A 22652-nucleotide genomic window follows, 5' to 3' on the forward strand; every position below is an offset into this window, starting at 1 on the left:
CATGGCACGGAAAACCGCCCTTGTCGTCTGTCCCGGACGCGGTGTCTACAATGCCGGGGAACTGGGCTATCTGGCCCGGTATCACGGGGACAGATCGCATATCATCGCCGGTTTTGACGAACAGCGCCGGGCCCTCGATCAGGACCCGGTCGCCGCGCTGGATGCCGCGCAGCGTTTCTCGGTGGCCAAATTTACGCGCGGGGACAATGCCTCCGCCCTCATTTATGCCTGTTCCTACGCCGATTTTCTCAGCATCGACCGGCAGGCGGTCGACATTGTTGCTGTCACCGGCAATTCCATGGGGTGGTACACCGCGCTGGCATGCGCCGGGGCGCTCAGCGCCGGCAACGGTTTCCGGGTCGTCAACACCATGGGCACCCTGATGCAGGACGCGCTCATCGGCGGACAGATGATTTATCCCTTTGTCGATGGTGACTGGCGCGCCGTTCCGGGCCAGTGTCAGGCGCTGATGGATTTGGTGCGGGACATTCCCGATCTGTATGTGTCCATCCATCTTGGCGGTATGATCGTTTTCGCCGGGTCCGAGGCGGCGCTGGCAGAGGCCGAGGCCCGTCTGGACCCTGTCGATGGCCGGTTCCCCATGCGGCTTGGCAATCACGCGGCATTTCACACGCCCCTGCAGGCGCCTGTGTCCGCCAAGGGCAGGGCGGTGCTTGGCGTGGACCTGTTTCAGCAGCCTGACCTGCCGTTGGTCGACGGGCGCGGCCACGTCTGGCTGCCGAAGGCCACGGCGCTCAATGCCCTGTGGGACTATACGTTCCGGCATCAGGTGCTGAAGCCCTATGATTTCACGCAGGCCATCGTCAGCGGTATGCGGGAGTTCGCGCCTGATATTCTGATCGTTCTGGGACCGGGCACAACCCTTGGCGGGGCGACGGCACAGGCCCTGATCGGGGCCGGTTGGCAGGGGTTGGAGTCCAAGGCTGATTTTCAAACCGTGCAGGACCGCGCGCCCATCCTGTTTGCGATGGGCATGGACGACCAGCGTGCGTCTGTCGTCACCACCGTATGACGGAAGCCCGCGGTCCTGAACCGGGCCTTCCCTAAGACATGCGTGGTGGCGATAAAAACAACCGATAATTGCTTTTATGGACTCCGTGTGAAATACTTGACCCATAAAATCGGGTGCCTTGTGCGATACTCTCCTCCCATCCGCCTTACAGGCTTGCAGCGATGCGTGAAGGAGCCGCGCCATGAGCAACGGCAAAACCACCCCGGACAAAAAGGCAAAGGTGAAAACCAAAAAATCCGCCAGGTCCCACGAGGATATTCTCGACTATTGGACGAAGGGGCGCATGGAAACGGCCAAACCGCGTCCCCTGGACATCGAAGGGGCAGCACCGGTCAAAAAGGATTTGAACGACGATGGCTGATCCGCTCAATCGGGTTGTTTCAAGCGATGACCTGCAATCCCTGACGGCGCGCGGCATGTCCGATGTGGAAACCTTCTGGACCGACGCGGAAATGGCCAGGGCCGAGCCGGTCGAAATGCGGTTTCCCGAACCTTCGATCCAACCTCTGAAAAAGGCACTGTGGCAACAGCCCGGTCCGCTGACCATGATGGAAAGCCAGGCCCCGGATGACGGCGTTCTGGACAATTTTCTGGAAAGCCTGCCGCTTGGCGATGGGTTTTCAACCTCCCCCGTGCAAGACCGGACCGTCCTGCCCTATAAGACCGTCGGCAAGATGTTCATGCAGTTTGACGGCGCCAATTTTGTCGGCACCGGCTGGGTCATCTCTGAGCGCGCCGTTTTTACCGCCGGTCACTGCGTATATGACAAAAATTCACAAGGGGGCTGGGCGGACCGCATTCTCTTTGTCCCGCAATACCATAATGGACAGGCGCCTGTCGGCCGCTGGACCGCCGAGCGTATCTGGACGCTGGACGGGTGGAGCAGCCAACACGATTACAAATACGATCTCGCCGTTTTTCTGGTCGACCGTCCGATCCGCCCCCGCACCGGCGCCCTCGGCTGGATCGCGAACGCGCCGCCCAATCAGGGTCCCTATACCGCCATTGGCTACCCCGCCGCACCGGTGCCCGGGTATAATTTCAACGGTGCCGAGATGTGGCAGTCACGCGGCAAATATATCGACGGCAACAATCCGGTCCAGATGCACAACAATATGACCGGCGGCTGCTCGGGCGGGCCCTGGGTCATTCAAAGAAGCAATGCTGTTTATGCCAACGGCATAAACAGCTTCCGCTATACCAGCAGTCCCGACACCATGTATTCACCCTATTTCGGTGAAGGGTTTCTCAGCCTGTATGACAAGGTCAAGGACGCTTAGGACGCATCGTCTGTTGTGTCGTCCATGCGCACCCGTTCGGCGATGCCGCCGCACCGGTAAACCCCTACTCTATAATGGAATTTAGGCTCGCCACAGGGTTCCAGCGGACAGCCCGCGTATGGACACCGCCTGACTGATTAGTCAGTCAGGCGGCCTTTCTTAAGGGCACTATATCTGCCCGCAAACCTGCCGTCACTCTGCCCCGGCTTGCCGGATGGTCAGCGTGTCGCCTGTCCGCTCCGTCGTCACGGTTCCGGTCAGTTCCAGAAAGGCGATGAAGGATGCCGGATCGTCGGAATTGAACACGCCGGAATATCGTTTTTTGCCCAGCGCGTCGCCGACGATCACCAGTTTAACGCGGTTATAACGATTGAATTCCGCGGCGATGGTGGTCAGGTCGTCCCCTTCGAACACCAGTTGACGGGCCCGCCAGGCGGCGATGGTATCCGGATTGGCCGTGCTGATGACGGGGCTTGTGTCCTGCGCGGTGAAGTGGGCGGTTTCCCCCACTGACAGCAGAATGCGTGTGTCCGTGCCCGCATCCTGTCCGGGGCTGGCGACATCCGGTGCCGCCGCGTTGCCCACAGCCACCGTGCCTTCGCTGACCGCGATGGTGGCCTCCCCGTCGATGAAACGCACATTGAAGGCCGTCCCGACAGCCTCGATCACCGTTTCACCGGCAATAACCCGGAACGGACGGTCCGGGTCCGGTGCCACGTTGAAAAATGCCTCCCCGCCGATCAGGGTGACCAGACGCGCATCCTTCTGAAGATCCGCGACCACCTGCGAGCGGGTGTTGACATGCACGGTGGACCCGTCCGTCAGAACGAGCCGGCGCTGCTCGCCCAGGTCGGTTTCCGCTTTGACGGTGGGTGCCCTGTCCGTCGCCCAATCTGACCCATTGTGCAACATGGTCAGGGACGCTCCGGTGAACAGGGCCAGGATCATGGCGGCCGCCATGGCCGATACCCTGTACCACAGGGGTCGCCCATGTCTGACGGTCCCCATATCGTTTCCGAGGGCGTCTTCAGGGCCCTGTCCGGGCCGTGTCCCCGCCAATCGGCCAGCATCTTCACCGGTATCCCGGTCCAGTCCCGTCAGCGTCACCACATTGCCTGCCCTGTCTTCCGCCCTGTCTTCCGCAATGTCTGGACAGGCGGTGCCGGTTCCCTGTTCAACACCCGCCAGGATGGACGACGCGATCAGCAGTTCCTCCACATGAACCGGTGACCTCTTCAGCCACTCAGCCAGCTTGCGGCGGTCCGCCGCGTTCAGGGCATTGTCATGGATGCGCAGCGCCCATTCGGCGGCCTCCTCGGCGATCTGTGTGTTGACGGCGGATTTGTTTTTCATCTTATGTCTCCGGCCATTCTGAACGGCATTTGGCCAGCGCTTTCTTCAGGCAGCGGTGCACCCTGTGGGTCGAGATTTTCAGACGCTCCGCGATCTCCCGGTGTGAATATCCGTCCCGCTTCCGCATCAGCAGAACCGTCCTGTACAGGGGCGGCAGGGTGTCCAGAATACTGTCCAGCCGGCGCACCGACGACCGAACCTCGATCTGTTGTTCAAACTGGGCCTCGTCACTGATGCCGCCGGTATCTTCCAGCCCGTCGAAATCCACCGTGTCGCCCGATTTGGCGCGTTTCAGCAGAAACTCATTGGCCAGGTTCGCGGAAATCCGGAAAAGATAGGCTTCGGGCTTTTCTATGATCTCCAGATCGGGAACCCGTAACAGCCGCAGATAGGCCTCCTGCGCCAGGTCGTGCGCTTCCGCCTCGCTGCCCAGACGCGAGGACAGATAGCGCAGCAGAAAGGGCGAATACTGCCGGAACACGCTGGCGATATCCGTCGGTTTCGACATGCTGTCCGTCTGCTGGTCCTGCATCCCTGTGCCGCCTCTGAATGCCTGTGCCGGCCATGTAGCTCCATGATCTCTCATGTAAAGAGCGGTCCGGCGCCCTGTTTTGGGCGCGTCCTTCAGTAAAAAAGCTGAAACCGTGCAGCCTGTCTTCCCGCCTCGCCGCTTCCGACTGTGAATTTTTTATGATGGGTCACCCAATTTTGCCGCCGCAGCCACTCTTAAGGGCGTGAGACACGCCGGCCGTTTGCCAGATAGCAAAGCCAGGCAGCAAAGCCGGATAGCAGAGCCAGAAATCAGAGACAGTCATCCATGATCCAGGGAAGAAACAGCATGCAACAGCCCTCTTGCCGGTTAAAACCGTTGGCTTATGGCGCGGCGCTCGGATGCGCGGCCATGATGACGGCCCTGCCGGCGGCAAGCGTCCAGGCACAGCCGGTGCGCCAGAAGGACATCGACCGGGACATCGACATCGCCGCCAAGCCCCTTGACGCGGCGCTCAACGATCTGGCCCAGCAGGTCGGCACCCAGATCGTTATTGACAGCGACGACGCCAGGGGGCACCGCTCGCGCCCTCTGAAAGGGGTCTATACGGTCGGGGAGGCACTCGACATGCTGCTGACGCCCGCCGGCCTGTCTTACCGCTATCTCAACGACCGCACCATTGCCGTTGTCCCGAACAGCCAGGTGCCCGAGGCCGGCGGTAAATCCCCTGCCCGCCGCAAACCGGCCCCCGAGGCACTGGAAACGGACAGCGATATCCCCGACAGATCCTTCCGGCGCGAGCGTTTCTCCACCATTGCCGCCGCCGACAGGTTGCCGGAAGAAATCATCGTCTCGGCTTCTGTACCGACCCGCAACCGCACGCGGTCCATCGCGCCCGAACTTGTCTATGACAACACCTTCTTCCAGCGGTTCGAGCCGCTATCGGTCGGCGATGCGCTGAAACGCGTACCGGGCATATCCTTCTCGACCGATGTCGGTGAGTTCGACGATCCGGGCTTTCGCGGGTTGGCGAACGGCTTTACGCAAATTCTGATCAACGGTAAGCCGGTCACCAGCGCAGGCGGCCCCGATGGTACGTCGCGCTCGGTCTTCGTCGACCGTATTCCCGCCGAACTGATCGAGCGGATCGAAGTCATCCGCAGCCCCAGCGCCAATATCGACAGCCAGGGCATTGCCGGGACCATCAATATCGTCCTGAAGGAAGGCGCCTCGCTGCCCGAAGGCGGCTACGTGCGCGGCACCGGTATCCTCTATACGCCTAGTGTTTCCGGAAACGACAGCCGGTTCCGGGGCGGCGGTGCCGTCGGCTATGCCGGCAAGGCACTGGATGATCGGCTGATCTATTCCCTCAACGCCAATGTCCAGCAGCGCTTCAACAACAAATTCACCGTTCAGGAGGTCTTCGATCCGGACAATTTCGCCAATGTCGATGCTGCGATCGACGCGCTCGGCATCCGCGACGGGACATCCATTATCAGCGACGGCGAGGAACGCACCATCCAGAACGATGTGCGCGACAACACCGATATCGCCTTGAGCGGCGATATGACCTACCGCTCCGAAGCCGGCCACGTTTTCGAAGTGTCCGCCTTTTTCATCAACACGGACCGCGAGGAACGCGAAGACGAACTGGTGTTCGAGGACGCGCCCGACAATCTTGTCGCCGTCACAGCTCAGGAGGCCGATTTCGATCAGGAAAACTACGGCCTGTCGGCAGCGGCGTCTTTCGAGCTCTCCGCCACCACGCGGCTGAATGTCCGCGCGGCCCTCAACCGGTTCGACAACCGGATCGAGGAAACCGATTTTGAACTGGACGCCGAGGATATCGACGGCCCCCTGCCGACCGAGACCGCCTTTCGCGACAGTTTCACTGTCGCACCCTTTAATCCCGACCCGGATGAGCTGGAGATTTTCGACATCGATGACCAGGAATGGCAATTGTCCGCCGGTATCGAAAGTGAACTGTCCGGCTTGGCCAAGGCGTTCGGTGTCGATGCCGTGACGCTGGAAACCGGTGTTCAGGTCAGATTGCGGGATCGTGACAGCGCCCTGCAGGTGTTCGGCTTTGATGATGGTGTGCCCGACATCGACAATCCGGAACCCAGCGATCTGGGCGGTGTCTTTTCCCTCCAGGAAAATCGCTATGACGGTTATGTTCTGGTCGACTGGCAGGTCTCCGACCGGATGTCGCTGGAAACCGGCGCCCGTTTTGAATACACCGAAACCGATCAGGACGGGTTTGCCGACGGTGCAGCCGTCTCGGCCACATCCGATGATTTTGATTTCAATCCCTCGGCGCATCTGCGCTACAGGCTGGCCAATGCCGTCACCCTTCGCGCGTCTTATGCCCGCACCGTCAGGCGCCCCGACTTTAACGAACGCATCCCTTTTCTGCTGGATGACCAGCCCGACGATCTCGACACCATCACCGGCAATCCGGATCTGGAATTTGAAACGTCCAACGGCTTCGATCTGGGGTTTGAATTTGATTTGCCGGGGGGTGGTGTGTTCGGTGTGAACGGGTTCTACCGCGATATTTCCAACCTGATCCAATTGATCAATCTGGGGGCCAACGGCGAAATCGAGGATGACGACGGCGACCTGATCGTCGGCGATGCCTTCACATTTGAAAATGTCGGCGACGCCGAAGTCTACGGCATCGAATTTGATGTCTCGACACCGCTCACCTTTCTCAACCTGCCGGACACCGGTCTGTTCGGTAACTTTACCCTTCTGCGGTCTAGCGCTGACAATGCCTTTGCCGGGACTGACGGTGTCCGTCTCAACGATCAGCCGCGATATGTCTATAATGTCGGTATGACCCACAGCTTCCGGCCGCAGGGTGTCACCCTTGGCTTTTCCTATCAGAAACAGGGCCGCTCCCGTGCGACCTTCTTTGATGAATTTGAAGAAACCCGCTTTTCCGCCAATCTGGAAGCCTTTGTCGAAAAACGCCTTGGGGACAGCATGGTCGTCCGCCTGTCGGGCAACAATCTCCTCGACGCCAACACCATCCAGGCCGAACAGGGGTTCGACGGGCCGATCACCGGCGGCGATCTCGACAATTTTGAGATTGAGCGCGAAACCGCGCAGCCCCGTGTTCAGTTGACCTTTCGCGCGGTCTTCTAGAAACCGGATACCGGAATAGGGAAAACATCCATGATGATTGCTACTATAACCCTGCTCGTCCTTTTGGCACCGGTGATCGATGTCCTGCCCATCCGTGAGACTGTGCCTGTGCAAAGCGCCGACGACGCCGCTGATGACCCCGCTCTCTGGTACAATACCGCCGCGCCGGAAAACAGCCTGATCCTCGGCACTGACAAAAAGGCGGGTTTGGCCGTCTACACACTCGACGGTCGCCAGCATGACTTCCTTGCCGTTGGCCGCGTGAACAATGTGGACGTCCTGCAGGGGGTGACATTGGCGGATTGGTCGGGCGATCTGGCCGCCGCGTCCAACCGCACCGACGATTCCATCACATTGTTTTCCGTGTCTTTTGCGGCCACGCGGCGTATCGGTACTTTCTCGGTTGCGCCGGAACCCTATGGTTTCTGCATGGGGCGGGACGGGGATGCAGTCGTTCTTTTCGTCGCGCACAAACAGGGCTATGTCCAGCCCTACAGGCTTCTATCACTTTCCGAGCCGCCGGTCGCCTTGCCACCCCTGTATCTGCGCAGCCAGATCGAGGGCTGCGTTTATGACCGTTTTCACAAAACCCTCCACGTGGGCGAGGAGGAAAAGGGTATCTGGGCCGTACCTTTTGCCGGCGGGGTATTTGACCGCGCCGGCATGACGCTGGTGGATATGGTGGGCGGTGCCACCGGCCTTGCGGCCGATGTCGAAGGCGTCACCCTGTATGAAAAACCGGACGGGCAGGGGTATCTGGTCGCCTCCTCGCAAGGGGACGATACCTATCATCTGTATGACCGCAGCCCGCCCTATGCCTTTGCCGGTATAATTCGCATCGCCGCCAATCGCGACGCCGCTGTCGACGGTGCCCAGGAAACCGACGGAATCGCCGCCATATCCGTGTCCCTGGGCGTGGATTTTCCCTTGGGTCTTCTGATCGTACAGGACGGTTTCAATGTAGGGCAGGGCGATTTGGCCCATGACGGCCGCACGGCGGACGATACCCCCCGGGCTGCGCAGAATTTCAAAATCGTCGACTGGCGCGCCGTCGAGGCCGGGCTTGCGGCCCCGCGGGAGTAAAACAGGATAAGATCGAAGGCCGGGTATAAGGCGAATAATGGCTATTTTACTCCTGCGCGGGCACAGCTTGACTGACCAGTCAGTCAGCAGCTCTTCGCGATGGGGCGTATATACAGGCCCTGCGGTGGCACGGCCGCGTGTGTTTTTCTTCCGGTACAAAATGAACCGACGCTTGTGTCCGCTGACATGGGGGTGGCAGTTGGCACCGCTTATGGTGATGTCCTCATTCATAAAAAGGCATTTCATCATGACCGCTCATATCATCGAAACAGTCACTTTCCGCTTGGAGGATGGTGTTTCGAAACAACGGTTTCTCGAAACCGTTGCCGCCTCGACCGAATTTATCAAGAATCGCCCCGGCTTCATCGCCCGCCGGCTGTCCTGTGGTGAGGACGGGACCTGGGTTGAGCATATCGAATGGGCAACGCTGGAAGCCGCGCAGTCAGCGGCTGCGGCCCTGCCGAAAACGGAGTCCGTGAGACCGTTTTTGGACTGCATAAACGGGCCGAGCGCCGTTCTGCGCCACAGTGTGCTTGCGGTGTCCGCCTGACAAAACATGCCGTATTTTCGCAGGGATCGTTGGTGGCAGCCATTCCACGCCGGAGTCGCCGTGCGACTGCTGCGGCTTCGGCGTGGCTGCAATGACGCGGTGTGAACCGCCTGGTGCCGACGGACCCGTTGGATGCAGGCCAACCCTCTATTACTTACTCGTACCGCAGGGCCTCTACCGGGTGGGTCCGCGCGGCCTTCAGGGCATGGCCCGCCATGGTCGCCAGCGCCACGGTCAATGCCGCAAGACCCGCCAGGATGAACCACAACGGATTGATCGCGACGCGGTAGGCAAAGGTTTCAAGCCACAGGCGCGTTGCGACAAACGCTACCGGCCAGGCAACCAGCATGGCCGCGAACACCGGTTTTGAAAATTGCCAGATGAAAAGCGCGACAATATCCCCGACCCTGGCGCCCAGCACCTTGCGGATGCTGATTTCACGCCGCCGCGACTGCGCGCTATAAGCCGCCAGTCCATATTGGCCGAATGTGGCGATCACAATGCCAAGGATTGCCAGAACCGTCACCGTCCGCAATTCCTGTGCCTCGGCCTCATACCCTTCGATCAGGGCGGTCGACAGAAAATCGCTGGATATGGCCTGGCCCGCCAGTACCTCGGCCCAGCCGTTGCGGATGGACTGCATGGCCTCCTCGCGCATTGTGGGATCGATGCGGACCATCATCAGGTTGAAGCTGGCCGGATCCGGGAAATAGACCATCGGTTGGATGATTTTTTTGAAGGATTCAAAATGCACATCGGGCACCACCCCGACGATTTCGGCCGCGCGGTCATAATTGCTGGATACCGTGAACTGCAGCATCTCGCCGACCGCCGCTGCGCTATTCTGGAAACCAAGGGCGCGTGCCGCCCGCTCATTGATCACCACCGGCAGGTTCAGGGTGTCCCGCGTCTCCAGATCCCACTGTCCCCTGTCGGCACCATATGCCTCGGAAAAGACACGGCCTGCCACCGGTTCAATGCCGAGCGTGTCGAAGAAATCCAGGTCCACGGACACCTGACCGATGGTAAAGCGGTCTTCCGGGGCCTCGGTGGCCCGGCGTATATCGGCCTCAGCCACATAATCCCACGACGGCGACGAATGTGTGCCTGACACGGATACGATACCCGGTCGTCCACTGATTGCCCTGTCGATTCGGCTGGTCAGTTCGATGGTGAAGGCGGGTGACCGGCGCACACCGTACAGCAGGATAACATTGTCCGCCTCGAAACCCAGATCGGCTCCGCGCGCATAGATCAGCTGGTTCCAGATCACGGCCGCCCCTGTCGCCAGCACGATGGAAACGGAAAACTGGAACACCACCAGCACTGTGCGCATCCGGCTGTGCCGGCTGCGTCCCTGCCCGTGCACCGACAGGATACGTCCCGGTCGGTACGCACTGGCAAGCCAGGCGGGATAGGCCCCGGCGGCAAGGACCACCGCCGTCATCAATGCGGACGTCCAGGCGATGAAGCCGGGTTCCGCCATGACTGACAGGTCAAGGTCCGTCAGCAACAGGGTGCCGGCCCGGTCCGCCAGCACTTCAACGGCCACCAGCGCCAGCAGAAAGGCGCCGCCGGCCAGAAGGGCCGCTTCCAGCAGAAACTGCAGCACCAGATGCCGGCGCTCCGCGCCCATCAGCTTGCGCACCGCGACTTCGCGGGCCCGTTCGATCGAGCGGGCCGTCGACATATTGATATGGTTGATACAGGCAATGGCGACAATCAGCACGGATATGGCTGTGAACACCGCAAGTTTCAGCGTATCCGCCGGCGGATTGAGCCAGGGGTAGTTTTTTCCGTTCAGATGCAGGTCCGCCACCGCCTGCAGGCTGATGTCGACCACATCATCCAATGGCTTGCCGCCCGGCACGGGTTCCCGTGTCTGGTAGCGGGCCAGAAAAATCTCCTCGACACGGCGGGCGAGCATGGTGGCGTCGGCACCCTCGCGCAGCAACAGATAGGTAAAAGTAGGCCTGGTGGACGTCCAATCGCTGTCGACCGTTTCACGTCCGCGCACCAATGCGGCCTGACCGTTCATCAATACGTCGAAACTGATATGGCTTGTCGTCGGCCATGGTTTGAAAATGCCGGCGACGGTCATGTCCTGCTCGTCGATGCGCACTGTTTGTCCGACAGCGTCCCTGTGTCCGAACACCCGCTCGGCCATGGTCGTGGACAGCAGTACCTGTGACGGGTCGCGGATCAGGCTGCGGTCGCCCGACATCATCTGCAAATCCACCAGATCCGCAAAGGCCGGATCGGCAGCAGCGATGATGTCGCTGAAATCCTCGGCATCCGGCAGATTGATCGTCGAATATTGCCGCCATACCCTCACTGCTGCCTCGATATCGGGGTTGGCGGCCTTGACGGCGGATGCCAGCGCCCCTGGTGTGGTTGCCAGCACCCTGACGGCCCTGTCCGGCCAGGCAATGCGCACATCCACAAGATGCAGGCGCTCGGCATTCGGAATATGGCTGTCATAGTGGGTTTCCTGCCAGGCATAGATCATGGCGAACAGCGCGACCGTCAGGCCGACGGTCAGACCAAGGATTGCCATCAGACCGTATAGACCCTGCCGGTAGAGCAGCCTGGCCGTGATCATAAGCTGGGACATGGATGTCTCCCGTATGGCGGTCGCGAGGGTTGTTGCCTTCGATCCGTATGCTTTACTCGTAGCGCAGGGCTTTGACAGGCTTGGCCCCGGCCACACGCGCGGCATTTCCACCCACCGTTGCCCAGGCGATGGCCAGGGCGACCAGGCCCGCGCCAAGGCATAGCGGTGCCATGACCCAGGCATTCAGGCGGTAGGGGAATGTTTCCAGCCAGATCATCATCGCCCACACGGCCACCGGCCAGGCGATCAGGTTGGCGATCAGCACCGGCTTGGCCGACTGCCACAGCAACAGGCGCACAATGTCGCGCACCCGTGCGCCCAGCACCTTGCGGATGCCGATTTCCTTTGTGCGGCGCTGTGCGGTGAAGGACGCCAGACCGAACAGGCCAAGGCATGCGATCAGGACCGCCAGCAGGGAAAACAGGGCCAGCATGGTCGCCGTGGCTTCTTCTGTTTCAAACTCCGACGCCATCATTTCATCAACGAAATGATATTCGAAGGGCACAAGCGGGGCGAGCGTGCGCCACAGATCGCCGATGCGCTCCACCAGCGGGCGGGGGTCTCCCTCGAAGCGGACGGCCATGTTGCGGATATCCGCCGGGTCGAGAAGATACATTTCCGGCCGGATTACGCGTTTGAGTGACTGGTAATGCATGTCGGGCACAATGCCGACAATGGTCAGTTGTGCCTTGCCGCCCCGGCCCCGTCCGATGGTAAACGTCTTGCCGATGGCCTCTGCGGTGTCGGGATACCCCATCTTGCGCAGGGCTGTGCGGTTGACCAGAACATTGCCATTGACGACGTCGCCCTCGGCAACCGAGCCGACCGGTGCCAGCACATCGCCCGCCACATTGCGGTCGTATGCGCGTCCGGCCACCAGCTCGATCTGAAAGGTCTCCAGAAAATCATAGTCGATGATCTGGATGCCGATCAGTGTGGTGTCATCGGGACTGCGTCCCGGCAGTTCGACATTGGTGTTATTGTCATTTGAATTGGCGGGGGTTTCCGCGACAAGGCTCGCCGTCAGCACACCGGGCAGGGCGGCCACCTGTTCGCGCAGGGTTTCCCGCGCCGTCTCCGCGCCCCTGCGGCGTATATTTTCCACAATCAGCACATTGTCCTTGTTGAAGCCGGGGTTCAGGCTGGTGGCGAAAACCTTCTGCCCGTACACCACTCCCGTCGCGATGATCAGCGCGATCGAAATCGCGAACTGCATCACCACAAGGACACCGCGCAGCGTGGCCGACCCGCCCGCGTCCGATGACCGGTTGGCCTTCAGCACCCGTGCCGGACGGAAACCGGACAGGATCAGCGCCGGGTAGAAACCGGCGACAAGGCCCACTGTCAGGATCAGACCCAAAAGCAGGCCCAGCACCTGACCGCTCGCCAGGTCAAGTGACAGGTCCTTTCCGACAAAGCCGGAAAATGCGGGCAGGGACGCTTCCACCAGGGCGATGGCGATCAGCAGCGCAATGACGGCCACCAGCGCGCTTTCCCCCAGAAACTGAAGGACAAGATTGCTGCGATGCGCGCCGAGAACCTTGCGCAGCGCGACCTCTCTGGCGCGCTGTGTTGATTTGGCGGTGGCCAGGTTCATGAAATTGATGCAGGCAATCATCAGGATCAGGCCGGCAATGGCTGAAAAGACAACAACCGTCTCGATGCTGCCGCCGGGAACATATTCCCCGTCCCCCGAAGCGTGCAGTCGCAGGTCGGTGATTTTCATCAGGGTGTAGCGGGCCACGTCCGACGGGTTGACGCCTTCGGGAAAACCTTCGCGCGGAACCGTCGCGTCGGTCCAGCTTTTCAGCCGGCGGTTGACACCGTCGAGGGAGGCCCCTTCTTTCAATTCCATGAAAATATGCGTGTTGATCGAAAACCAGCGGTCGAACAGCCATGGGCTGTCGGTGAAGTCGGCTTCGTCGATTTTGGTCAGAGCCGGCATATAGGTGACGGTATGGTCCGGTGCCTCGTAGATGGCGGCGATGCGGTAATCCCTGTTGATGTTGAAGGCGGTCATGGTCATCACCTCGCCGATGACATCGATATGCCCGAAAAGACGACGCGCCAGATCGCTCGACAGCGCGATGCTGGATGTATCGCGCAGCGCGTCCGCCATACTGCCCGCCATGACGGTGAAATCGAACATGTCTATGGTTTCGGGGTCGGTCCAGACCACGTTTTCCGCAACCGTTCTGTCACCGATTTCGATGACGGGCTGCAGTCTGGAAAAGCGTGTCACCGCCGCGATATCCTCGGCGAAATAGGCGGCCAGCGATTGTTTCGCGATGCCCGGGCCTGCGACCAGGTCAAACGGCTCGCGCCCCGGCGGTGTCAGCACCGCATGAAGGCGCGCTAGGCGGTCCGCTTTCGACCAATGGCTGTCATAGGACAGCTCGTCCCGGACAAAAAGCAGGATCAGGACGCAGGCGGCAAGCCCGATGCTGAGGCCCGCGACATTGATGACGCTGTACAGCCTGTTCTTGGCAAGCTGCCTGAGCGCGACGGTGAAAAAATTGCTGAACATGGTTTTCCTCGCTGTAGTCCCGGTTTCCGGCGGTTGGTTTGTTTTCGGTTCCTGCCGGATGTCTGGCCGTGGTCGTGCACTCTTACGCCGCGCGCAGGCTTTCGTTGACAATGCGCCCGTCGAACAGGTTGATCGTACGCTTGGCATAATCCGCATGGCTGGCGCTGTGGGTGACCATGACGATGGTGGTGCCTTCGTCGTTCAGTTGTTGCAGCATTTCCATCACTTCCTGTCCGTGGGCGCTGTCCAGATTGCCGGTCGGCTCGTCCGCCAGGATCAGGCTCTGATTGCCGACCACGGCACGGGCGACCGCCACACGCTGCTGCTGGCCGCCCGACAGCTGTCCCGGCATGTGTTTCGCCCGGTGGGCAATACCCACCTTGTCCATCACGGCAGTAACGCGCTCACGGCGTTCGCGGGCCGGAATATCGTGATACAGCAGGGCCAGTTCGATATTCTCGAACACGGTCAGTTCGTCGATCAGGTTGAAGCTCTGGAAGATGAAGCCGATATGTTTTTTCCGGATATTGGCCAGTTTTGCTTCCGGATAGCCGGCGACATTTTCGCCCAGGAAAAGATACTCCCCGCTGCTCGGGTTATCGAGCATGCCGATAATGTTCAGCAGGGTGGATTTGCCGCATCCGGACGGCCCCATGATGGCGGCGAATTCGCCGCGCTCAATGCCGAGCGTAACGTGATCAAGCGCCACGGTTTCCACTTCGTCCGTTCTGTAGGCTTTTGTCAGGTCGTTGAGCTGGATCATCGTGCGTTTCCTCTTTTATCGTTCATTCGCCTATATTGTTACGATCTCAGAATGACTGTGCCATGGTTTAGTCCAGTTTCAGCCGGTCCATGTCGCGGTAACTGGTGTAAGGGCTGGTTACGACCTGTTCGCCGGCCTCCAGCCCTTCGATGACCTCGATGTACCGGCTGTTGCGGCGGCCAAGGCGGACCGGGCGCCGCACCGCTTCTGTTCCGTCATTGTTGACGACGAAAAGCCACGCACCGCCGGTATCCTGATAGAAGGCCCCGTTGGGGATCAGCAGCGCCGGTTCGGCGTCGCCCAGCGTCAGCTTGGTCTGGATCGTCTGACCGCGCCTTATGTCGTCGGGCTGCCCACCCTTGAATTCCATATCCACCTGAAACTGGCCCGCCGTGACCTGGGGGTAGATTTTCGCCACGGTCAGCCGGTAGTCGGTCCCGCCGCGCTCAAAGACCGCGGTCTGGCCAAGGTCGACCCTGCCCAGATAAAATTCATCGATATCGGCGCTCAGCTTGTAATTGCTGGGATCGTCGATCTGTCCCAGCCGGCCACCCCGTGTGATCGACTGTCCCACCTCCACACTGAAGCCGGACAGCTTGCCGTCCACCGGGGCCCTCACATTCAGATTTTCAAGATTGGCCCGTGCGATCGTCAGATTGGCCTGCAGCTGTTCGCTGGACTCGCGCAGGTAAACCAGTTGCTGTTCCTGCAGGCGCGCGTCCGTCGCCTGGCTTTCCAGTGTCAGGTCCCGGCGTGCGATATTGTACGCCAGTTCGTCCTCCGTATCCTCGAACAGGGACACCGCAACCGCCCCCTTGGTCACCAGTTCGCGCTGGCGTGCGGCCAACCGGGTCAGACGCCGGATGTTATAGTTGAAATCGTTCAGGTTCCGTTTGTGGTCCAATCGGTTCTGTTCAAGTTGCAGTTCGATGGTGCGCATATTGTTCAGCTGTTCGGTGACAAGCGCCTCGTTGCGCGTCACATCCAGTTGAAGATTGGTGTTGGACAGAACGACAATGGGGTCGCCGGCCTTGACGATGGTCCCGTCCTCCACCAGCACCCTGTCGACACGGCCGCCTTCGATCGCATCCAGGAAGACGGTTTTCAGCGGGGTCACCCGTCCGCGCACCGGGATGAAATCCTCGAACGTGCCGGTGATCACGGTCGAAACGGCGATACGATCGCTTTGCACTTTCAGCGCCCGTCCGCCACCGGCTTCCAGGATCTGCCAGGCCGCCAGCGTGAAAATCAGCAGGCCGGCGGCGGCATACATCACCGTTTTCAAGGGGCGGCGGGGCTTTTCGATGGTGCGGTCCATGGCGATGCCGCTCTTGCTTGTCGTGCTGTACCCGGCCCCTTCGCCGGCAGGCGTGGACGCCTTGCCGTCTGCGGGGGTGTTGGGGGTGGGTCGGTCCATATTGGTCACACTTCCCATTTGTCCAATCCGTTGTCTCGATGTGTGCGGTGTTTCCGTCACATATTTGTTGCTGTCGTGCCCCGGGCATTGCCGTTGCACACCTAAATCAGCAAACTGCATGCCATATATTAAGCTATTGATATGAAATGATTTTCACTCTTGCGGTATTGTTCTTTACGGAAAAAGTGTACGAAAACGAACAGAAAACTGTACGGTTACGGACACCGCCCAACACATGGCGCGGACGGTATGGGACGCGGAGACAGCACAGCATGGCAGCCGGCAACATCCTGATCGTCGATGATGACGAAGACATTCTGACCGCAGGCAAACTTCTGCTGAAACGGCATTTCGACCGTGTTGTCACCTGCAACAGGCCAGAGCATATCCCCGACCTTCTGGCCGATCGGACCTTTGACGCCATTTTGCTGGATATGAATTTCGGTCCCGGTGAAAGCACCGGCCGTCAGGGTCTGGCCTGGCTGGACCGTATCATGACCATCGACCCCCGCGCCGTGGTGGTGCTGATCACCGCGCACGGCGGTGTCGATATGGCGGTTGAGGCGATGAAACGCGGCGCCACCGATTTCATCACCAAGCCGTGGCAGAATGAAAAAGTGGTGGCCACACTGTCGGCCGGCGTCAAGCTGGGGCAAAGCCGCTCCGAGGCCGACACCCTGAAAAAGGCCAACAAGGTTCTGGCGCGGACTCCCGAACAACCGATCATTTTCGACAATCCGGCCATGGCAGGCGTGATGGACATGGTAGAGCGTGCCGCGCCGACGGACGCCGGCGTTCTCCTCCTCGGTGAAAACGGGACGGGCAAGGAACTGGTTGCCCGCGCCATTCATGCCCGCAGCCTGCGTGCCGGTTCGGTGTTCATGAATGTCGATCTTGGCGCCCTCAGTGAAAGCCTGTTCGAAAGCGAACTGTTCGGCCATAAAAAGGGCGCCTTTACCGACGCCAGGGAAGATCGTACCGGCCTGATCGAGGCCGCATCGGGCGGTACCCTGTTTCTGGACGAGGTCGGTAATCTGGCACCGCATCTTCAGGCCAAACTGCTGACCGTTCTCGAACAGCGGCAGATCACACCAGTGGGGGCCACCCGCGCCGTTCGGGTTGATGTGCGCGTCATCGCCGCGACGAACCTGCCGCGCGAGCGACTGGCGGACGAAACCGTGTTCCGCCAGGATTTGCTGTTCCGGCTCAACACGGTTGAGATCGATTTGCCTCCCTTGCGGGACCGTGCCGGTGATATCCCGTTGCTGTCCCGCCATTATGCCGGTTTCTTCGCACGCAAATATCAACGCCCGGCGGTCACTGTGTCGGCAGCGGCACTGGACGTACTGTCGGCCTATGCGTGGCCGGGCAATGTGCGCGAACTCAGGCATGCGATTGAGCGGGCGGTGATCCTGTCCTCCGGCGATGTCCTGCGGCCTCAGGATTTCGCACTATCCTCCCCTTCTGTAACGCCCAAGCTGACGCCCGCCGGCGCACCTGCGGCACCTGGCGGCGATATGGACAGCGCGGCGGACGGGACCGGGCAAGATGGGGCCGGCCTGCCGGCGGACCTGAATCTGGGACGCCTCGAGAAAACGGCGATTGCAACGGCCCTCAGAAAACATCGCTACAATATTTCCCATGCGGCGAAAGATCTGGGAGTGACCCGCGCGGCTCTGTACCGCAGGATGGAAAAATATGGACTTTAAGCAGTTCTTCTGGATGGTCATGGCACGTCTGTGTCTTGTGCTTGCGGCGTTGGCGGCATTCCTGTGGCTGCTGATCCATCCGGGATATCACGCGGCTACGTTTCTCCTGCTGTCGGTTGCGGTCATCGCCTTTGTCAGTCTTTACCGTCTTGTCGCCAGGACGAATGCGGAACTGGCCCGTTTCCTGGATGCCATGCGCTACGGCGATTTCGGCCAGCGTTTCGATATGGGGGGACTGGGCGCGGGATTTGGCGGCCTCGGGGAAACCTTTACCTCCATTCTCGCTGAATACCGCGACGAGCGGTCCGCGCAGGAAGCCAGACAGCGGCATCTGAAGGTCATGGTCGAACATGTGCCCGTGCCCCTGATTTCCCTGCATGGCGATGGCATGGTGACAAGCTGGAACAATGCGGCGCGCCGTTTGTTCGGCAATGTCACGGTTACGCGTGCTGCCGATCTGCGGCAGTTCGGAGCCGCCTTTCTCGATACGCTGGAAAAGGCACGTCCGGGCGAGCGGGCCCTCGCCGTTTTTCACGTCGATGGCATGGAGCGGCAATTGACCGTTGCCACCACACAGGTGACCGTTGCCGGAAAAACGGAAAAACTGGTCAGTCTTCAGGATATTCAGAGCGAACTGGACGGCGCCCAGCTTGCCGCATGGCAGGATCTGGTGCGGGTTCTCACCCATGAAATCATGAACAGTATAACCCCTGTGGCCAGCCTTGCCCGTACAGCCGTCGACCTTGTGGACGAAGCGCGCGACAAGGCGGCGGACGATCCTGCCATTCATGATGACCTGACGGACGTGCGCGACGCGGTCGCCACGGTGGCGCGCCGCTCCGACGGACTGATGCAGTTTGTCTCAGGCTATCGACGGTTGACCCGCTTGCCGCCTCCCGACAGGGTGCGGATACGGCTGGATGACCTGTTCGCTGCGGTCGAGCGGTTGGCGCGGGATGACCTGCGGGACCGACGGATCTCCTTTGTAACGGTGGTGCAGCCGCCCGGATTGGAGTTGATGGCGGATCGCGGCATGATGGAACAGGTTCTGCTCAATCTGGTGCAGAATGCCGCCCAGGCCATGGTGCCGACCCCGGCCCGGCCTCCAACAGACGCGTTACAGGCGGAGGACACGCGGACGGATCTGTCACAGGCGCAGCGGGCGGCCGGTGACCGTTCGGCAGTGAATGCGGCGGAAACAAAGGATCAGGGCGAAATCCACCTTGCCGGCTGCCTGAACAGGCGTGGTCATGTGGTCATTACCGTGGCCGATACCGGTCCCGGGGTTCCTGAGGATATCGCCGCCAAGATCTTTGTCCCATTCTTCACGACCCGGCGCGACGGGTCCGGGGTCGGGCTGGCACTGACCCGCCAGGTGATGATCGCCCACGGCGGAAGCGTTCGTCTGTCGCGGCGCGGTGATATGGACCCGACGGAGCTGATCCCCGCAGGTCATACCGGTGCCGTTTTCACGCTGACATTCTGATCTCGACTGACGGATGGCGCCGCCGGGCAAGCGTCCCTTCAAACCGATCAGTGGTCGCTATTGATGGACACTGCTTGCAGGCGGCCTCGTTCCCTTGTTCCGCTTTTCTACAGTCTCAGCATGGTGTCGACGCATTTGCGTGACCAGTCTGCGGGGTCTTCAAAAGGGATTTCCGTCAGGTTCAGTTGTGCGCGGGTAAATCGCAGCCCCTCCCACATGCCGATCAGTTGTTCGGCCAGTTCCTCCGCTGTCAGTGCCGAACGGAAAAAGCCGCCTTTCAGTCCCAGTCCGAACATACCGGTGATGACATTGTGCGAGCGCTGGTATGAGACGGAATAGAAGTCATGCGCAATATCCGGGTGAGCGCGGGCTTCTTCCATCATCACTTGCGCGAATTGGATGATTTCTGGGTCATTCAGGAATGTCAGCAGATTGGTGCCGTAATGGGTCAGGCAGGTTCTCAGTTCTTTAAGCGAGGTTGGATTGGTCGGCACCCCTTTGGCGAAGGTGATTGATTCTGTCTCGACCACGGCGCGCAGGACGCCGGCCATATCGCCGAAATATTTATACAGCGTCGCCTTTGAAACGGCCGCTTCCCGCGCCAGCCGATCCGTCGAGACTTTTTCGAACCCGTCCCTGAAGAAAAGCCGCCGGCCTGCCGCGATGATCCTTTCAGGTGGCGGCGCCTTGTCAGAACTGTCTGTTTTTAATGGCATTTTCTGCCTCGTTTCATTTGCGCGCTCCTGAATTCAACATTTTTTGATCCGGAATGTCCAACAGGATCGTATGCTATGCCATACAGTACGGTACAGTACCGTTCTTTACGGGAGGTGAATGTGATAGCCATGAACTGGTCTGAAAACACCGGGCGCGTGATTGTGACGGCCTCGGTGCGCTGGCGGTGGGCTGTGGTGCCGATGCTGGCACTCGTCTGTGTCATGATTTCCTATGGCGCGGCCAATCTGAAATTTGCCGGCAACTACCGCGTTTTCTTCGGGCCCGACAATCCGGATTATATCGCGAACGAAAATTCCCAGGCCACGTTCGGTAAACCTGACAATGTCGCCTTTGTCGTCATTCCGAAGTCCGGTTCTGTCTATACCCGCGATACGCTGACCGCCGTGCACGCATTGACCGACGCGGCGTGGCGCCAACTGCCCTATGTCTCCCGCGTGGACAGCCTGACCAATTTTCAGAATACGCGTGGTGTCGGGGATGACCTGATGGTCGAAGATCTGGTGCTCGACCCGTCCGCGCTGGCAGGCGGCGATCTGACCGCGATCCGCCGCGCTGCCGAAAATGAACCCCTCGTCAACGGCTTTGTCGTCTCCCGTGACGGCGAGGCCACCATCGTCAACGCCGTTGTCCAATTGCCGGACGATATTCCCAATGTGACCTCACAGGCGGCCCAGGCCGCACGGGACATTCGCGCGCAAATTCTGGACCGTCATCCCGATCTGGATATCCATATCACCGGTGTCGCCAGTCTCAGCGCCGCGTTCGAGGAGGCTGGTGTCCGCGACTCCTCGACGCTCATCCCGGCGGTCTATGCATTTATTCTGATCGTCATGCTTGTGGCGCTGCGCTCGATCAGTGCGGTGACGGGCAGTCTGCTGGTGATTATGCTGTCAACACTTGTCGGTGTTGGCATCGGCGGATTGACAGGCGTTGAACTGACCCCCATATCGCTCGCCGCGCCGACGATCATTCTGACCATTGCCGTCGCGGATGCCATCCACATCATCGCCGGTATCCGGACGAGGATGCAGTCCGGTCTGTCCAAACGGGACGCGATTGTCGAGGCAACGGCCCTGAATTTCACGCCGATTGCCATCACATCCATCACCACGGTTATCGGCTTTCTGGCCCTTAACTTTTCCGACAGTCCGCCTTTCCATCATCTCGGCAATATGAGCGCCGCCGGCATTGGCGCGGCATGGTTCCTGTCCATCACCTTTTTGCCTGCGATCCTGGCCATCCTGCCGATGAAATTCGGTGCGGCCTCGTCCCGGGAAATCGGTACGGGCATTGTCGGGCGGGTGGCGGAAACCGTCATCGCCTACCCCAAAGCCATTCTGGCCGGGACATTGGGGGCATGTCTGATCATGATCGCCTTCATTCCCACAATGACAGTCAATGACCAGTGGTCCGGCTATTTCGACAAAAGCCTCGAATTTCGCCAGGCCATCGACGCCAGCGACCCTTATTTCGGATCCGATACGATTGAATTCATTCTGGACCCTGGTGCCCCCGGTGCTGTCACCGATCCCGATTTTCTGCGTATGGTCGATGGTTTTACCGCATGGCTGCGCACGCGGGAGGATGCGGTCGCCCATGCCTTTTCCCTGTCCGACATCATGAAACGCCTGAACAGGAATTTGAACCGCGACGACCCGGCCTATTACCGCATCCCAGCCGACCGGACCATGGCCAGCCAGTATCTTCTGGTCTATGAGCTGAGCCTGCCTTACGGGCTCGACCTCAACAACCGGGTGGATATCGACCGTCAGTCGACCCGTGTGACCGCAACCATGAAAGATATCTCCACACAGGAAACACGCTCCTTTATCGCCGATGCCCGTGCATGGTTCGACAAAAACGGCGGTCCTTACACGCTGGATATCACTGGCAGCAAGGTGTTGTTTGCCTTTGTCGCCCAGCGCAATATCGAGGCTGTTTTTGACGGCGCGCTTTATCTGATCCTGGCGATTTTCGTCATCCTGGCAGTGTGTTTTCGGTCGCTCGGCGTCGGCCTGGTCAGCGTGATCCCGAATGCCTTGCCGATCCTGACCGCATTTGGTGTCTGGGCTCTGTTGGTTGGGGTCGTGGGCTTTTCCGTTGCCGCTGTCGGTGCCGTCGCCGTCGGACTGGTCGTCGATTTTACTGTCCATTTTCTGTCGAAATATTTCCGGGCCCGGCGTCAGGACGGCGCCGGGATCGAGGATGCCGTACGCTATGCCTTCAGGACGGCCGGCGCCGCCATCTTTCTGACCACGGTGATCCTGGCGGCCGGTTTTGCCGTGCTGGTGACATCCACCTTCAAACTGAATGCCGACCTCGGTCTCTTGACGGCCATCGCCGTCATCCTGGCCATGCTGATCAATTTCCTCCTCCTGCCGGCGTTGTTTCTGGTCGCCGGTGCGAAAAACCGGTCCGGAGCCACGCTTCAGACCGCAGCCATCCAATAAGGAGACACA

Annotated in this window: 16 protein-coding genes; 9 read left to right on the forward strand and 7 right to left on the reverse strand. The window is 60.1% G+C overall.

The features are described 5' to 3' along the window. Position 1: 1 nt before the first annotated feature. The 3 genes from BXY39_RS08435 (at position 2) to BXY39_RS08445 (ending at position 2313) form a co-directional block, all read left to right on the forward strand. Positions 2 to 1033: an ACP S-malonyltransferase gene (locus BXY39_RS08435; RefSeq protein ID WP_121938436.1), complete on the forward strand. Its 1032-nt coding sequence runs from the start codon at positions 2 to 4 to the stop codon at positions 1031 to 1033. Between the two features lie 181 nt (positions 1034 to 1214). Beyond that, positions 1215 to 1394 carry a hypothetical protein gene (locus BXY39_RS08440; RefSeq protein WP_121938437.1) on the forward strand — a complete coding sequence of 60 codons (180 nt, stop codon included), beginning with the start codon at positions 1215 to 1217 and terminating at the stop codon, positions 1392 to 1394. After that, positions 1387 to 2313 (forward strand): trypsin-like serine peptidase, encoded by a 927-nt coding sequence (locus tag BXY39_RS08445; RefSeq protein ID WP_121938438.1) that lies wholly within the window; start codon positions 1387 to 1389, stop codon positions 2311 to 2313. The genes BXY39_RS08440 and BXY39_RS08445 overlap by 8 nt, the downstream gene beginning before the upstream one ends. Before the next feature lie 192 nt (positions 2314 to 2505). On the opposite strand, the gene BXY39_RS08450 is transcribed toward BXY39_RS08445, so the two are convergent. Both BXY39_RS08450 and BXY39_RS08455 read right to left on the reverse strand, forming a co-directional pair. After that, entirely contained in the window at positions 2506 to 3666 is a 1161-nt protein-coding gene (locus BXY39_RS08450; protein WP_121938439.1) for a FecR family protein, read from the reverse strand. Between the two features lies 1 nt (position 3667). Continuing rightward, entirely contained in the window at positions 3668 to 4198 is a 531-nt protein-coding gene (locus BXY39_RS08455) for an RNA polymerase sigma factor (RefSeq protein WP_170163710.1), read from the reverse strand. Between the two features lie 306 nt (positions 4199 to 4504). Between BXY39_RS08455 and BXY39_RS08460 the strand changes: the two genes are divergently transcribed. The 3 genes from BXY39_RS08460 (at position 4505) to BXY39_RS08470 (ending at position 8939) form a co-directional block, all read left to right on the forward strand. Further along, complete coding sequence (locus BXY39_RS08460) at positions 4505 to 7306, forward strand: TonB-dependent receptor (protein ID WP_170163711.1); 2802 nt, start codon at positions 4505 to 4507, stop codon at positions 7304 to 7306. Positions 7307 to 7336: 30 nt separating this feature from the next. After that, positions 7337 to 8389 carry a phytase gene (locus BXY39_RS08465; RefSeq protein ID WP_121938442.1) on the forward strand — a complete coding sequence of 351 codons (1053 nt, stop codon included), beginning with the start codon at positions 7337 to 7339 and terminating at the stop codon, positions 8387 to 8389. A gap of 247 nt (positions 8390 to 8636) precedes the next feature. Further along, positions 8637 to 8939, forward strand: a complete 303-nt coding sequence (locus BXY39_RS08470; protein WP_211332150.1) for an antibiotic biosynthesis monooxygenase family protein — start codon at positions 8637 to 8639, stop codon at positions 8937 to 8939. Positions 8940 to 9093: 154 nt separating this feature from the next. Here BXY39_RS08470 and BXY39_RS08475 read toward each other — a convergent pair whose 3' ends face one another. The 4 genes from BXY39_RS08475 to BXY39_RS08490 form a co-directional block, all read right to left on the reverse strand. Next, complete coding sequence (locus tag BXY39_RS08475) at positions 9094 to 11553, reverse strand: ABC transporter permease (RefSeq protein ID WP_170163712.1); 2460 nt, start codon at positions 11551 to 11553, stop codon at positions 9094 to 9096. A gap of 52 nt (positions 11554 to 11605) precedes the next feature. Next, complete coding sequence (locus tag BXY39_RS08480; RefSeq protein ID WP_170163713.1) at positions 11606 to 14080, reverse strand: ABC transporter permease; 2475 nt, start codon at positions 14078 to 14080, stop codon at positions 11606 to 11608. Between the two features lie 82 nt (positions 14081 to 14162). After that, the gene (locus BXY39_RS08485; protein WP_121938445.1) at positions 14163 to 14843 is read right to left on the reverse strand and encodes an ABC transporter ATP-binding protein; all 681 of its coding nucleotides are present in this window, start codon (positions 14841 to 14843) and stop codon (positions 14163 to 14165) included. Between the two features lie 67 nt (positions 14844 to 14910). Then, on the reverse strand, positions 14911 to 16260 hold the full coding sequence (locus BXY39_RS08490; protein WP_170163714.1) for an efflux RND transporter periplasmic adaptor subunit: 1350 nt from the start codon (positions 16258 to 16260) through the stop codon (positions 14911 to 14913). A gap of 272 nt (positions 16261 to 16532) precedes the next feature. Here BXY39_RS08490 and BXY39_RS08495 point away from each other — a divergent pair, with 272 nt between their 5' ends. Together BXY39_RS08495 and BXY39_RS08500 are read left to right on the forward strand one after the other, a co-directional pair. Beyond that, positions 16533 to 17969 carry a sigma-54-dependent transcriptional regulator gene (locus BXY39_RS08495; RefSeq protein ID WP_121938447.1) on the forward strand — a complete coding sequence of 479 codons (1437 nt, stop codon included), beginning with the start codon at positions 16533 to 16535 and terminating at the stop codon, positions 17967 to 17969. After that, positions 17959 to 19455 (forward strand): sensor histidine kinase, encoded by a 1497-nt coding sequence (locus BXY39_RS08500; protein WP_121938448.1) that lies wholly within the window; start codon positions 17959 to 17961, stop codon positions 19453 to 19455. The genes BXY39_RS08495 and BXY39_RS08500 overlap by 11 nt, the downstream gene beginning before the upstream one ends. Positions 19456 to 19562: 107 nt before the next feature. On the opposite strand, the gene BXY39_RS08505 is transcribed toward BXY39_RS08500, so the two are convergent. Continuing rightward, a complete protein-coding gene (locus BXY39_RS08505; protein ID WP_121938449.1) occupies positions 19563 to 20171 on the reverse strand; it encodes a TetR/AcrR family transcriptional regulator in 609 nt (202 codons plus the stop codon). A 129-nt stretch (positions 20172 to 20300) separates the two neighbouring features. On the opposite strand from BXY39_RS08505, the gene BXY39_RS08510 reads away from it, so the two are divergent. After that, a complete protein-coding gene (locus BXY39_RS08510) occupies positions 20301 to 22643 on the forward strand; it encodes an efflux RND transporter permease subunit (RefSeq protein WP_245999075.1) in 2343 nt (780 codons plus the stop codon). The last annotated feature ends 9 nt before the right edge of the window (positions 22644 to 22652 follow it).

It is taken from the genome of Eilatimonas milleporae, from assembly GCF_003688555.1.
GTDB lineage: Bacteria > Pseudomonadota > Alphaproteobacteria > Sphingomonadales > Kordiimonadaceae > Eilatimonas > Eilatimonas milleporae.

Bases quoted from the DNA above. Each gene is read 5' to 3' on its own strand.
- BXY39_RS08455 (WP_170163710.1), bottom strand. From the start codon at position 4,198: ATGCAGGACCAGCAGACGGACAGCATGTCGAAACCGACGGATATCGCC.
- BXY39_RS08435 (WP_121938436.1), top strand. From the start codon at position 2: ATGGCACGGAAAACCGCCCTTGTCGTCTGTCCCGGACGCGGTGTCTAC.
- BXY39_RS08500 (WP_121938448.1), top strand. From the start codon at position 17,959: ATGGACTTTAAGCAGTTCTTCTGGATGGTCATGGCACGTCTGTGTCTT.
- BXY39_RS08465 (WP_121938442.1), top strand. From the start codon at position 7,337: ATGATGATTGCTACTATAACCCTGCTCGTCCTTTTGGCACCGGTGATC.
- BXY39_RS08495 (WP_121938447.1), top strand. From the start codon at position 16,533: ATGGCAGCCGGCAACATCCTGATCGTCGATGATGACGAAGACATTCTG.
- BXY39_RS08445 (WP_121938438.1), top strand. From the start codon at position 1,387: ATGGCTGATCCGCTCAATCGGGTTGTTTCAAGCGATGACCTGCAATCC.
- BXY39_RS08480 (WP_170163713.1), bottom strand. From the start codon at position 14,080: ATGTTCAGCAATTTTTTCACCGTCGCGCTCAGGCAGCTTGCCAAGAAC.
- BXY39_RS08505 (WP_121938449.1), bottom strand. From the start codon at position 20,171: ATGCCATTAAAAACAGACAGTTCTGACAAGGCGCCGCCACCTGAAAGG.
- BXY39_RS08475 (WP_170163712.1), bottom strand. From the start codon at position 11,553: ATGTCCCAGCTTATGATCACGGCCAGGCTGCTCTACCGGCAGGGTCTA.
- BXY39_RS08460 (WP_170163711.1), top strand. From the start codon at position 4,505: ATGCAACAGCCCTCTTGCCGGTTAAAACCGTTGGCTTATGGCGCGGCG.
- BXY39_RS08450 (WP_121938439.1), bottom strand. From the start codon at position 3,666: ATGAAAAACAAATCCGCCGTCAACACACAGATCGCCGAGGAGGCCGCC.
- BXY39_RS08485 (WP_121938445.1), bottom strand. From the start codon at position 14,843: ATGATCCAGCTCAACGACCTGACAAAAGCCTACAGAACGGACGAAGTG.
- BXY39_RS08440 (WP_121938437.1), top strand. From the start codon at position 1,215: ATGAGCAACGGCAAAACCACCCCGGACAAAAAGGCAAAGGTGAAAACC.
- BXY39_RS08510 (WP_245999075.1), top strand. From the start codon at position 20,301: ATGAACTGGTCTGAAAACACCGGGCGCGTGATTGTGACGGCCTCGGTG.
- BXY39_RS08470 (WP_211332150.1), top strand. From the start codon at position 8,637: ATGACCGCTCATATCATCGAAACAGTCACTTTCCGCTTGGAGGATGGT.
- BXY39_RS08490 (WP_170163714.1), bottom strand. From the start codon at position 16,260: ATGGACCGACCCACCCCCAACACCCCCGCAGACGGCAAGGCGTCCACG.